The sequence below is a fragment of the Mycolicibacter icosiumassiliensis genome, assembly GCF_900078685.2.
In the GTDB taxonomy this organism is placed as follows: domain Bacteria; phylum Actinomycetota; class Actinomycetes; order Mycobacteriales; family Mycobacteriaceae; genus Mycobacterium; species Mycobacterium icosiumassiliensis.
The window spans coordinates 102,903-116,673 of record NZ_LT546166.1 but is presented as its reverse complement, the minus strand read 5'-3'; the positions used below and the strand labels follow the sequence as shown (position 1 = coordinate 116,673).

At 69.5% G+C, this 13,771-nt stretch carries 3 protein-coding genes and 1 pseudogene; 1 reads left to right on the top strand and 3 read right to left on the bottom strand.

Features of this window, described 5'->3' with window-relative positions; genetic code table 11:
• A pseudogene (locus BN4346_RS22880) lies at nt 1-203 on the top strand (HNH endonuclease); the annotation flags it as partial.
• An 8-nt stretch (nt 204-211) separates the two neighbouring features.
• On the opposite strand, the gene BN4346_RS22870 reads toward BN4346_RS22880, so the two are convergent.
• Genes BN4346_RS22870 through BN4346_RS22705 form a run of 3 tightly spaced genes read right to left on the bottom strand, consistent with a single transcriptional unit; the run spans nt 212 to nt 13,721 of the window.
• Nucleotides 212-1,201 carry an NAD-dependent epimerase/dehydratase family protein gene (locus tag BN4346_RS22870; RefSeq protein WP_067966768.1) on the bottom strand — a complete coding sequence of 330 codons (990 nt, stop codon included), beginning with the start codon at nt 1,199-1,201 and terminating at the stop codon, nt 212-214.
• A 5-nt stretch (nt 1,202-1,206) separates the two neighbouring features.
• Nucleotides 1,207-6,573, bottom strand: a complete 5,367-nt coding sequence (locus BN4346_RS22860) for a non-ribosomal peptide synthetase (protein WP_067966741.1) — start codon at nt 6,571-6,573, stop codon at nt 1,207-1,209.
• On the bottom strand, nt 6,570-13,721 hold the full coding sequence (locus tag BN4346_RS22705; RefSeq protein WP_067966737.1) for a type I polyketide synthase: 7,152 nt from the start codon (nt 13,719-13,721) through the stop codon (nt 6,570-6,572). Before BN4346_RS22705 ends, BN4346_RS22860 begins: the two co-directional genes overlap by 4 nt.
• Nucleotides 13,722-13,771: the final 50 nt, after the last annotated feature.

Genomic DNA, 13,771 nt, shown 5'->3' with positions numbered 1-13,771 from the left:
CCCTAGCGTGTGCACCCGACAACCGGATGGCCACCGAACAAAACTGGAAAACCCGACTCGGGCCCACCGGCCGCGTCGAATGGATCCCCCCTCCCCGACTCGACCATGGACAACCCCGCACCAACCCCTTCCACTTCATCGAAGCCGTCATCGACTACCACCGCCGGGCCGGCCCCGACGACGGCCGAAAACCCGCGGCCTGACCGCTCAACTAATCCAGATAGCCGTTGTCGCGGTACCAGTCGCGGGCGGCCCGCAGCGCGGTGCGGAACGGGGTGAACGGCACGCCCAGCTCCTCGCGGGACTTGCTGGCATCGGCGAAGATCTCGGCCGTCGACAGCCGCATCTGGCGGGCGTCGATCGGCAGCCGCGGTCCCACCACGGCGCGGGCGACGCTGGCCCCCGCCGCTGCCACCGGAATGAACCAGCGCGGCAACATCACGGACGGCCCAGGGCGCCCGAAGAGCTCGCAGGCGCCCGTGAACGCCTCGCGGAACGATAAGTTCTCCCCACCGAGGATGTAGCGCTCCCCCACCCGGCCCCGCTCGGCGGCAGCGATATGTCCCGCCACCACGTCGTCGACCGAAACGAAGTTGGTGCCACCGGGAGCGGCGAACCACAACCGGCCCTGCTTGGCTTCCACCAGCATCGCGCTGGCGATGCGGTTGACGTCGCGGGGCCCGATCACCACCGACGGGTTGACGATCACGACCGGTAGGCCGGCCGCGACGGCCTTCTGCAGTTCCGCCTCCGCGAGATGCTTGCTGTGCCCATAGGGGAACTGCCGCGGGCGGATGTTGAACTCGTCGGTCTCGACCAACTCATGCCCCCGCACCGGGACCCCCAGTGCGGCAAGCGAACTGGTGTAGACAAAACGCTGCACCCCGGCGCGCTGAGCGGCGGCGGCCATGTCGCGAGTGCCGTCGACGTTGGTGCGGTAGAGCCGGGTCTGCGTCCGGTAGCGCCAGTAGTCCGAGATCGCCGCGGTGTGAAACACCCAGTCGCAGTCGGCCATCGCCTCGGTCAGTGCGTCGACGCCGTCGTTGACGTCGCCGATCCGGGTCTCGCAGTCCAAACCCTCCAGCGCGGCCATCGGCGAGGTCGAGCGGCGCAGCACCCGCACCTGCATCCCGCGCTCAAGCAGCGCGGCGACCAGGTTCGAGCCGACGAATCCGGTTCCCCCGGTGACGAATGCGCGCATGCCGATCAGAACCGGTAGGTCGTGCAACCGACCTCGACACCCGATCCGACCGCCATGATCAGCGCGACGTCGCCCGGCTTGGCCAGGCCGCGCCGCTGGGCGTCGGCGATCTGATACGGCAGCGTCGAGGTGAACGGGTCACTGGTCTGACCCTGCGCCTCCAGGTCGACGAACCGCGACCGGTCCACACCGATGTGCGCGGCCAGCTCATCGAGAGCGGCACCGGGCAGATACGGCGGGAACACCATGGCGATGTCCTCGGGCGCCAGACCCTCCAGCGTCAGCAACTCCTTGACCGACGACGGCAGGCAGCTCACGTAGATCGCGGCCAGGTTCGGGTCGCGGTCGATCCGCAGCCACATCCGGCCGTCGCGCTCCTGGGTGTAGGTGGCCAGCGCGCCGCGGTGCTCCGGGTGGTGGCCGAAGACGAACCGGCCGAAGCCTTCTGGCCCATGACTTGGGCTCAGCATGATCGCCGAACCGGTCTCGCAGATGCCGTTGCGCGGGTAGCCGCTCTCCGGGGTGTTGTTCTCCACTTCCGACGCCAGCACCATGGCGTGCCCGGTCCGCCCGGCACCGATCATGCCGGCCGCGACGTGGCAGCCGTTGAGGAAACCGACCGCTCCGTTGAGCACGTCGAACGCGAAGGTCTTGGGAGCGTCCGCGGACTCCGGCTCGGCGTTGATGCCGACCTCGCCGGCGACCAGGGTGGCGACCGCCGGCTCGGACAGGAAGTCGTCGCGGTAGATGCCGGCGTGAATCACCAATCCGACGTCGGTGCGATCGACACCGCTGTCGGTCAGGCAGGCGGTGGCGGCGTCGACGGCGAACTGGATCGAGCTGGGCTTGACCCCCGAATCGGGTACGGCGAAACCGATGCCCTCAATGCGCACCCGCGGTGTCGCCGGGAGTTCCCGACGGGCCCCGCCGGAGCGGCCACCACGCGTGCCGTGGCCGGCTTGGCCGGTGCCGGCACGCCGCATCCGGTCGGGCAGGTCGTCGAACGTGTAGAGGCCAGTTCCGATGGTCTGCCCGGAGCCGGTGATGGACAGCACGACGTTGTCGCCGGAATTGATCCGTCCGGCGTTGATGTAGTCATACAGTGCAACAAAATGCGTTGTGGTAGCGGTATTCCCGCGCTCGGCCAGGTTGCAAATGGTGTTGGCTCGGCTCGCGGCACCAGCACCGAAGACCCGGTTGATGGTCAAGATGGCGTCGTTGATCGACGCCTCGGAGGTCTGGTGCATCAGCAGCTGATCGGCGGTCTCGGGCCGCCAGCCGTGCCGCTGCATGACGGCCGCCACATAGGGCACCGAGTGCTTCACCGCGATCGCGGTCTGGGTGACCGAGTCGGTGACCATGATGGCGCCGCCGTGCGGGCCTTCGGTGGCCTTGGCGATGCACAGCTTGGCGAATTCGCTGAAGGTGGCCAGATCCAGGTCATGGAAGCCGACCCGATCGTTGGGCCCGAGTTCGAGCACCGCGGCCGCACCGGCGTCGCCGACGGTCAGGCAGGCCAGCCGCGGGTCCATCGCACTTTCGATCTCCTGCTGCGCGGTTTCGGTGATGTGGCTGATGTATTCGCCACTGACCACCAGCGCGTTGCGCACCAGGCCGGTCTTGAGAAAGTCCTGGGCCACGCTGACGCCGGTGAACATGCCCGCGCAGGCGTTGTTGATGTCGAAGCAGACGGCGCCCGTCAGCCCCAGTTGGTCACGGAACTGCGACGCGGTGCTCGGCTCGAAGGTGAACATGTGCTCCGGGCCGTCGCAGCGCGAGATGTTGCAGGCGATGACCAGGTCGATCTCTTCGGGGGCGTAGCTTGACCGCGACAGGCAGTCGGCGATCGCCTTGCGGCCCAAGTCGATCGAGAACTCGTCTTGGCCGGCCATCCGCCGGTTCTTGATGCCGGTGAGACGCTCCAGCGGGATCTTCACCTCGTTGACGCAGTCGGCCAGCACCTGCTCGGTGGAGACGGCCCGCGGCGGCAGATACACGCCGAGGCTCTCGATCACCACGTTGCGCGCCGGACCGGTCTGGACTGGCTTGATCACCGGCGCCGCAATGGGTTTGGGCGTCGCGGCCTTGGTCTCCACAGGCGCCGGCTGTTCAGCCGGAACGTCGGGCTTAGCACCGATCGGACCGAATTCGGCGGCCAGTTCGGCGATGGTGCCGTAGACAAACAATGACTCGGGCCGCAGTTCCAGCCCGAGCTCCCCCACCCGCACCGCAACTTCCAGCGCCTGGGTGGAGGCACCACCGAGGGCGAAGAAGTCGTCGGTGACGCCGACCCGGTCCACGTCGAGCACCTCGCGCCAGATCTCGGCCAGCGCCTCTTCGGTGGCATCGCGGGGCGCGACGAATTCTGTGGGCGCGGCGTCGAGGTCCTTGTCGAGGGCAAGCAGCGCCCGGCGATCCACCTTGCCGCTGGCCGACAACGGCAGCAGGCCGGTGGTGCGGAATACCGCGGGAATCATCGCCGCCGGCACCAAGTCCAGCAGGAAGCGACGCAACTCGGCAGTGCCGGGGGCGGCCGCGACCGGCACGATATGCGCGATCAGCTGAGTGTTTCCGCTCGCGTCTTTGCGTGCCACCACGGCGCACTCGGCGATACCCGGGTGCCGGGCCAGCGCGGCCTCGACCTCACCGAGCTCGATCCGGAAGCCGTTGATCTTCACCTGGTCGTCGCGGCGACCCAAGTACTCGATGTTGCCGTCTGGCCGGTAGCGGGCCAGGTCGCCGGTGCGGTAGAGCAGGGCACCCGGCACCGTGCTGAACGGGTCGTCGAGGAACGCTGCCGCGGTGGCCTCGGGCCGGTTCAGGTAGCCGCGGCCCACGCCGACACCGCCGATGTGCAGTTCGCCGGGCACCCCGACCGGAACCGGGTTGCCCGCTGCGTCCAGCAGGTGGATCGCGATGTTGGCGATCGGCCGTCCGATCGGAATGATCGGCTCGGTTGCCCCACGCTCACAATGGAAATGGGTGACGTCGATGGCAGCTTCAGTCGGGCCGTACAGGTTGTACAGCTCGGCGGGCAGCGCAGCGAAGAACGCGTCGCGCAAATCTGCGGTGAGCGCTTCACCGCTGCAGAACACCTGGCGCAAGCCGGTACAGGCGGCCGACTCCGGCTCCGCGAGGAAGCGGCGCAGCATCGACGGAACGAAATGCATTGTGGTGACGCGCTGTTCCACGATGGTGCGCGCCAGGTATGCAGCGTCTTTGTGGCCTTCGGGTTTGGCGATCACCACCCGGGCGCCGACCGTCAACGGCCAGAAGATCTCCCAGACGAACGGATCGAAGTTGATCGGGGTCTTGTGCAGCACCCGGCCTTCGGGGGTCAGCTGGTAGGCGTCCTGCATCCACAACAGCCGGTTTCGGATGCCGGCGTGGCTGTTCAGCGCGCCCTTCGGCGCCCCGGTGGAACCCGAGGTGTACATCAGGTAGGCCAGATCGCCTGAGGCGGTGCCGGTTTCGGGAGGCGACACCTCCTCACCGGGAATCGCTTGGTCCAGGCACAGCCGAGCTCCGGTGAAACCCGTTGGAACATGCGACAAATGCTCACGGTGCGTGACACAGACCTGGGCATCCGGGACGTCGGCGAGCATCGCCTCCATCCGGCCGGTGGGCTGCGCGGGATCCAGCGGCAGGAACACTCCGCCGGCCTTGAGCACGCCGAGCAGCGCGATCACCAGGTCCTCGGAGCGCTCGAGCAGCACCGGAACCACGGCGGGTCCCGGGCCGGCGCCAACACCGAACTGACGCAACCGATGTGCCAGGCCATTGGCCCGCCGGTCCAGTTCGCGGTAGCTGATGTCGCGGCCGTCGTAACTGACCGCCACGGCATCCGGTGTGCGCGCGGCGCTGGCGGCGACCATCTCGTGCAGCGTGGCCGGGGCTGACAAGTAGTCGACGGCGGTGTCGTTCCAGACCGCCAGCGCGGCGCGCTCGGCATCGGTGAGCAGCGTCAACTGCGAGACCGGGGCCTCCGCTGCCCCGGGCTGGGCCAGGCCGGTCAGCAGCAATGTGAAGTGCTGCGCAAGTGCCTCGATGGTCGCGGCGTCGAACAGATCGGTGTTGTACTGCAGGGCAAGCTGGAGCTCGTCATCCTGCTCGCCGACCTGCATGGTGATGTCGAACGGTGAGCCGCCCTGGCCGATGTAGAGGGTCTCCAGGTGCAGCACGGAGTCATCACCGGCTCCCGCCCCGTCTTCGAACAGCCGGACCTGCTGCCAGGCGAACGACACCTGGAACAGCGGGGTGCGTGCGGCGTCGCGCACCGGCCGCAGCCGCTCGACGAGCAGCGGCAGTGGGTACTCCTGGTGGCCGATCGCGCCCAGCACAGTGTCTTTGACCTGACCCAGCAGCGCGGCAAAGCTCGGGTCGCCACTCACGTCGACGCGCAACGGCAGCGGGTTGGTGACGTAGCCGACCATGCCCATCAGCCCGGCCCGGTCGCGGCAGGCGAACGGCGAACCGATGACCAGGTCGTCCTGCCCGCTGTAACGGTGCAACAGCACCGCATAGGCCGCCAGCAGAGTCATGTAGGGCGTGGCTCCGACGGTCCGCGCCACCTGCTTGATTCCGGCCGTCACCTGGGCGTCGACGCTGAACCGGTGCAGCGCACCGTCGTAGGTCTGTATTGCGGGCCGCGGCCGATCGGTGGGCAGCGACAGGGTCGGCAGTTCGCCGCCCAGCCTGTCGTGCCAGTACTGCCACAGCCGCTCGCCCTCGGGCCCGGCCAGCATCCGGGACTGCTGCGCGGCGTAGTCGACGTAGCGGTCTGCGGTCTCCGCCGGCGGGTTGCCGCCCTGTTCGGCGGCGTAGAGCGCCCGCAGCTCGTCGAGGATGACGTCGATGGACCAGAAGTCGACGGCGATGTGGTGCACCGTCAACAGCAGCACGTGGTCGTCCGGCCGCTGCAGCAGCGTGAGCCGCAGCACCGGGCCGGTGCGCAGGTCGAAGGGCCGGTCGACCTCGGCCTGCACCCACTGGTCGAGCTCGGCTGCGTCCGCACCGATGCGGTGGGTGGCGATCCGCAGCGGCCACTGCCCGTGGACCAGAGCGACGGGCTGGCCGTCCCGTTCGGTGTACGTGGTCCGCAGCATCGGGTGCCGGTCCACCAACGCCTGCGCGGCCCGCTCCAGGGCCGGCACATTCAGGGCACCGTTGATGCGTCCGGCGTAGGCCACGGTGTAGGCCGCACTGTCGGGCGCAAGCCGGTGCATGAACCACATCGAGCGCTGCCCGTAAGACAGCTCGTGTTCGGATGCCGCGTCCTGCGCCTTGGCCATCAGCAACTGGGCAAGCAGCTCACGCTTTTTCTCCGGCGACAGGCTGGAGATGTCAGTGGGCACGTCCGGGCGCTCCGTCACGCACTGCCCCCATCTTCGGCCATCATTTTCGCCAGCAGTGCATCCACCGCTTCGTCGGAGAGTTCGGTGACCTGAGCCAGCAGCTCCATCTCCTGCGAGGGGGCCGCATCCGCGGCTTCCGCGGCGACATCCGGCGTCGCGGATCCTTCGTCAGCCACCCCCCGGTCGGGTGCGGCGTCCAACTGCTCACTGAGCCAGCTGGACAGACTGACCACGCTGGGCCCGTCCAACAGCCGGGCAACGGGAACCACGATTCCGAGCTCGCGCTCGACCTGGATGCGAAGTTCCAGCGTGATCAGCGAGTCCACGCCGAGGCTGTTCAGCGGTGCGTGCACGTCCAGGCTGGCCGGAGCCAGGCCCAGCTTGCCGGCGACCAGATCACGCAGGTAGGTCTCCAGCAGCCGCTGGCGCTCCTGCGGGTCGGCGGCCTGCACCGCTTCGAACAGACCGCTGCCGGCGGCGCCAGCGCCCTGGTCGCCGGTGGCCGTGACCTGCAGATCGCGCAGCAGCGGGGATTGTGCGCTCGGACGCCACCGTGACCAGTCGATGTCGAGCACCATCGCTTCGGTTGCGCCGTCGGCCATCAGCGCCGCCAGCGCCGCGAAGTACTGCTCCGCCGGCAGCCCCTCCACGCCGTAGTGCGAGAAGTGCCGGTGCAGCTCCGAGTTGGTGAACATGCCCAGCCCGGCCCAGGGGCCGAAGTTGACGCTCAGCGCTGGCAGCCCCGCCGCCTGGCGATGCCAGGCCAGCGCGTCCAGGAAGGCGTTCGCGGCACCATAGTTGGCGGCACCGGGCGAACCCAGCACCGAGGCTGCCGAGGAGAACAGCACGAAGAAGTCCAGCTCCGCGTCGGCGGTCAGGGTGTGCAGGTTCCAGGCGCCCTGAACCTTGGGCGCCATGACCGCGCGCAGCTTCGCCGCGTCCAGGCGGGCCAGAATCGCGTCCTCGACGGTGCCGGCCGCGTGCACCACACCGCGTAGCGGCGGCATCGACGCACCGATGGTGGCAAGTGCCGCGGCAACGTCGGCGGACTTGGTGACATCGCCTTGGGCGATGGTCACCTCGGCGCCGGCGGCACGCAGGCCCTCCAGCGTTGCCTGCGCCGCGGCCGAGGGTGCGCTGCGGCCCATCAGGACCAGGTGGCGAGCACCGCGCTCGACCAGCCAGCCGGCCACCTTGCCGCCGACCGCACCGAGCCCGCCGGTGACCAGGTAGGTGGCGTCAGCGCTCAGGGTGAACTCGCCTGCCGGCTCGGCCGGCGCCGGGTAGGGCTCCAGTCGCGCGACATAGCGGCGGTGACCGCGCAGGGCCACGTCCGTCTCGGAATTGTCCGACCAGATCTCGCTGAACAGGCCGCGCAGTTCTTCGGGGCCACCATCGGCGGACAGGTCGACGCCGGTGGCGTGTAGCTCGGGGTACTCGTGGTCGATGGAACGGCCCAGTCCCCATACCGGAGCCTGCGCGACCGACAGCGGGCTGGGCTGTCCGTCGCCGGCCGGCTGCGCCCCGCGGGTCACCAGCCACAGCCGTGGCGACTCCGGCCAGCCGGCCAGCGTCAGCGCCTGGATCAGGTGGACCACGCTCAGCGATCCGACGTCGGTGGCCGTGGCCAGCGACTCTTCGGTGGTGTCAGCCGGCGGTGCGGCCAGCAGGTTCCACAGGTGCAGCACTGCCCGGCACGGCGGCCGGTCGCCACCGAACGCGGCGCGCAGCAGCTCGGCAAAGTGTTCCGGACGGGCCGGGTCGACCCGGTAGCTGTCGGCGCTGACCCGTTCGATCTCGGCCAGCCCCACGACCGGCTCCACCAGCACGCAGGACTGCGATTGCGCCTCGAGGTGGTCTCGCAGCATGTCGGCGACCGGGCCGTCGGACAGGATCAGCCAGCTGCCGGGCTCGGCGGGCCTGCCGTCAGGTCGGCTCTCGCCGTCAACGAGCAGAGACGCCGGCTGCCAACGCATCCGGTAGCTCCGGTCCCGCGGGTCCACCGGGGCGGTGATGACGGTCGGCGCGTGGGACTCGTCGGCCGACAGGGTGCCGGTGGCCAGCAGCGACCAGTCCGCACCAGCACTGCCATAGCAGTCGAAAGCGTCTCCGGTAAGGGCGAACTGCACGGTGCGGACCTGATCCAGACCGTCACGCAGGCTCAGCTCGGCGACCGAGCGAGTGCCGGGACCGAACGCGACCTCCGCCGCGGTCAGTGCCAACTCGCTCAACCGCTCGGCCGATAGCGCGCTCACGCCCGTGACATCCACTTCGGCCAGCACCGTTGCCGGCTGCGCGGCCGACCGGATCGGTCCGCGCCAGCCGCCGCCGTTGGCACCGACGCCGCCTTGCCGCGGCGCCGCGATCGAGCCGGCGTTGAGCCAGGAGTGCACCCGCTGCCAGGGGTAGGTCGGAGCCGGAACGCAGCGGCTGCCTTCGGGATAGATCTGTTCCCAGGCCACCCGGTGCCCCAAGGTGTAGAGGGCGCCCAACGAGCCGAGCATGGTGGAGCGGCCACTGGAAACCCCGTCGTCGCGGCGCATCGAGGGCAGCAGGGTGGCGCTGCGATGAAGATGCTCGGCGTCCTCGCGGGCACCGGTCAGCAGGATGGGGTGCGGGCTGAGTTCGACGAACGTGTTGTGCCCGGTCTCAAGCAGCCGGCGCAGCGCCGGCGAGAACCGCACCGGCGAACACAAGTTCGCCACCCAATAGTCGGCGTCCAGCAGCTTGGAGCCCACCAGCTCCCCGGTGACCGTCGAATACATCGGCACCGTCGGTACGGTCGGCTTCAGTTTCACCAGGCTGCCGCGCAGGCCGGCGCCGAGCGCCTCCATCTGCGGGCTGTGCGAAGCCACGTCGACATCGATCCAGCGGCAGAACCGATCCCGCTGCTGCAGCTTCGTCATCAACTGTTCGAGCACCTTGCGCTCGCCGGCGAGCACCGTCGATCGGTAGCTGTTGCTCGCGGCCACGGCCACCTCACGCTCGTGGCCGGCGATCAGCTCCTGCGCTTCGGACAGGGTGGTCTCGGTGACCATCATCGCCCCGCGGCCACGAACGCCGCGCAGCATCCGGGCACGGGCGCAGATCACCCGAGCGGCGTCATCGAGGCTCAGCGCGCCTGCGACATGGGCGGCCGCGGCCTCACCGAGGCTGTGCCCGACCACGGCGGCGGGCTCGACGCCCCAGGACCGCCACAGCGCCGCCAGCGCTACCTGAATCGCGAAGATCGTCGGCTGCAGGATGCCGATGTCTTTGAGCTTGGACCGTTCCTCGGGGCCGTCCTGGGCGGCCAGTTCCTTGAGGATCGAGTGCCCCAGATGCGGGAACAGCGCGTTGTCGCAGGCGGCCAGCGCATCGGCGAACACCGGCTCGTCGGCCTGCAGTTGTAGCGCCATGCCGTGCCACTGCGAGCCCTGGCCGGAGAACACGAACGTCACACCGGGGCCGGGCCGGTTCGGGGCACAGTGCCCCACCGACAATCCGGGCCGGGACTCGCCCTGCCGGTAGGCCGACAGTGACTCGAACATCGCCGCCGGGGTGTCGCCGACCACCGACAGCCGGTAGTCGTGGTGGCCGCGGCGGGCGCCGGCGGTGTAGCAGAGGTCGGTCAACGCAGTACCGCCGCCGAGTCCGCCCGAGAAGAGCGCCATTTCGTACTCACCGACCAGCGCGGTCAGCGCCTCCGGCGATCGTGCGGACAGCGCCAGCAGCTCGGCGCGCGGCGCCGCGGTGTCGTCGTGGTAGCTGCTGCGGGCCTGCGGAGCCTCGGTGAGCACCACGTGGGCGTTGGTGCCGCCGAACCCGAACGAACTGACCCCGGCGACCGCCCGGCTGCCCGCCGGCCACGGGGTCAGCGTCTGGACCACTTCCAGCGGCAGGCGGTCGAATCCGATATGCGGGTTGGGCTCGGTGTAGTTCAGGCTGGCCGGGATCTCCCGGTGCTGCAACGACAACGCCACCTTGATCAGGCCGGCGATACCGGCCGCCGCCTCCAGGTGGCCGATGTTGGTCTTGACCGAACCGACCAGGCAGCGACTGCCCTCCGGCCGGCCTTCGGCCAGCACCGTGCCCAGAGCGTTGGCCTCGATCGCGTCGCCGATCGATGTGCCGGTGCCGTGCGCCTCGATGTACTGGACCGCGCTGGCCGGCAGGCCCGCCCGGCGGAACGCCTCGACGACAACGCCTTCCTGGGCCCGCCCGCTGGGGGCGATCAGGCCGTTGGTCCGGCCGTCGGAGTTGGTGGCACTGCCGCGGATCACCGCGTACACCGGATCGTTGTCCTCCAGCGCCCGGGACAGCGGCTTGAGCACGACCACGCCGGCGCCCTCGCCGCGGACGTAGCCGTCGGCGTCGGCGTCGAACGTCTTGCAGCGGCCGTCGGGCGCCATCACCCGGGCCTTGCTGAAGTTGATCGCCAGCGCCGGCGACAGGATCACGTTCACCCCGGCGGCCAGCGCCATGGAGCACTCGCCGTCGCGCAGACTGCGGCACGCCAGGTCGACGGCCACCAGCGAGGACGAGCACGCGGTGTCGATGGACATGCTCGGCCCGTGGAAGTCGAAGGTGTAGGACAGCCGGTTGGCGGCGATGCTCAGCGCGTTGCCGGTGCCGGTGTAGGCGTCGACGAGCTGCGGCTGACCCAGCCGTAGGAAGCCGTAGTCGTTGGTGGAGATGCCGACGAACACGCCGGTGCGACTGCCGGCCAGCTCATCCGGTACCTGACCGGCGTCTTCCAACGCCTCCCACGCCACCTCGAGCAGCAGTCGCTGCTGCGGGTCCATCTGCGCCGACTCGCGTGGCGAGATCCCGAAGAACTGAAAGTCGAACTGGTCGACCTGGCCCAGGAATCCGCCGCGGCGGGTGACCGCGGTGCCGGGCACCGACGGGTCGGGGTTGTAGAAGGCGTCGACGTCCCACCGGTCGGCCGGGACGTCGGTGGTGGCGTCGACTCCGCCCGACAGCAACCGCCAGAAACCTTCGGGTCCGTCGGCACCCGGGAAACGACAGCCGATACCGACGATCGCGATCGGCTCGTCGGCAGCCGGCCGCTCGGCGGGCTCGGCGGCGGCCCCGGATGCCGGGGCGGCCGGAGCCTTCGCGGCCACCCGGGCCAAGTGCGCCGACAGGATGTCGATCGACGGGTATTCGTAGGCGATGGTGGGGGCCAGCTCAAAGCCCAGCCACTGCTCGAGGGCGCTGGAGAGCCGCACCGCGTGGATGGAGTCCAGTCCGTAGAACGCGAACGGCTTGGCCGGGTCGATCTCGGCGATGGGCAGCTCGAGGTCTTGGGCCAACCGCTCGATAAGCCAGGCACCGATCTCGGCCGCGCTGTGGGCGCCCGGTGCGGTCTGCGCCGCCGCCGGGGCCGGCTCGGCCGGAGCCTGCGGCTGCGGCGCTGCGGGCGTCGACGGCCACTGCGCCACCACCGGCAGCTCACCGTCGAGGTACTGCTGCTTGCACGCGCTGCGCTGGATCTTGCCGCTGGAGGTGGTGGGCAGCTGCAGCGGCTGGACCAGCACCACGGCGTGCGTGCGGACCGAGTGGTTCTCGGTGACCGCGGTGCGGATGATCTGCATGGCCTCGTCGGCCTGCTCCCCGGCCAGGCGGCTCGGGTCCACTTCCTGGACCACGACCAGTTGCTCGGCCGCGCCCGGTTCCGGGGCGATCGAAAACACCGCACCGCGGCCGCGCAGCAGTGCGGGGTTGGTGTTCTGGACGGTCAGCTCGATGTCGTTGGGGTAGTGGTTGGTGCCGCGGATGATGATCAGGTCTTTGCGGCGGCCGGTGACGAACAGCTCGCCGGAATGCAGGAATCCCAGGTCTCCGGTGCGCAGGAACGGGCCCTCACCGGTGTCGGCCAGTGTCGCGGCGAACGTCTCGGCGGACAGTTCCGGGGCGCCCCAGTAACCGTGCGCGACGCTGCCTCCGGCGACCCAGATCTCGCCGACCTGGTCTCCGGCGCACTCCAGACGGGTCTCGGGGTCGACGATGATCACCCGCTGGCTGCCGCGCGGTTTGCCGCAGCCGACCATGGTCGCCACGTTGGGATCGTCGGCGGAGACCTCGATCACCCGGTTGTCGCCCAGTGCGATCCGGTCCATGTGCTGCACCATCGGCGTCGGCAGGTCCGACCCGCCGGACACCAGCAGAGTGCCCTCGGCCAATCCGTACACGGGGTAGAACGACTCGGGACGGAAGCCCGCCGGTGCGAACAACTCGGCGAACCCGTCCAGGGTGGCGGTGCGCACCGGTTCGGCACCGCACAGCGCCACCGTCCAGCTGGACAGGTCCAGCGCGGCCCGCTCCTGCGGGGTGCTCAGCTCGACGCACAGATCGAAGGCGAAGTTCGGCGCGGCGGTGATCATGGCGCGATGCCGCGAGATCGCCTCCAGCCACCGCATCGGACGCTTGATGAACGCCGTCGGCGGCATCAGGATCGAACTCCCGCCGACGTACATCGTTCCCAACAACCCGCCGATCAGACCCATGTCGTGGTACGGCGGCAGCCAGAACACGCCGGTCACATCCGGCATGTCGGGGTTCGCGCCCCAGGCCTCGGCGATGGTAGTCAGGTTGTGCACCAGGTTGCCGTGGGTCAGCACGACGCCCTTGGGCGCACTGGTCGACCCGGAGGTGTACTGCAGCATCGCGATGCTGTCGCCATCGATCTGCGGCGCCACCCAGGACGCCTCGCTGCCGGTGACATCGCTGTCGGTGAGCGTCCAGCGCAGCGCCTGGCCGCCGGGCAGGCCGTCGATCGCGGGCTTGATTCTGGGCTCGATCTCACTGGTGGTGAGCGCGTAGCCGGGCTGGACGTCGGCGATGATCGACTCGACCCGCGGCAGCAAGTGTTCGCGCATGGGTGGATGCACAGGGATCGCGATGGCTCCGGCGTACAGACAGCCGAAGAAGCTGGCGATAAAGTCCAGTCCCGGGGGGCACAACACCAGCACGCGTTGCCCGGTCGCACCCTGACCCTGCAGGTCAGCAGCGATCTGGCGGGCGCGCCGGTCCAGCTCGCCGTAGGTCACCTGGCTGGTTTCGTGCTCGTCGCCGTCACGCGAGAAGGTGAATGCCAAATTTTCGCCGTACTGCGCCGCACGCTGCGTCAGCAGATCAACCAGCGTGCGCAAGGTGTGCGCCGTGTCGTCCGGCCCGCTCATCGATCGCGTCTCCCGTGTAACTGACGAAGAAGGGTTCTGGATGGGGCCCA

Excerpts from the sequence above, each read along its gene's own strand:
- BN4346_RS22870 (WP_067966768.1), bottom strand. The coding sequence starts at position 1,201 with ATGCGCGCATTCGTCACCGGGGGAACCGGATTCGTCGGCTCGAACCTG.
- BN4346_RS22705 (WP_067966737.1), bottom strand. The coding sequence starts at position 13,721 with ATGAGCGGGCCGGACGACACGGCGCACACCTTGCGCACGCTGGTTGAT.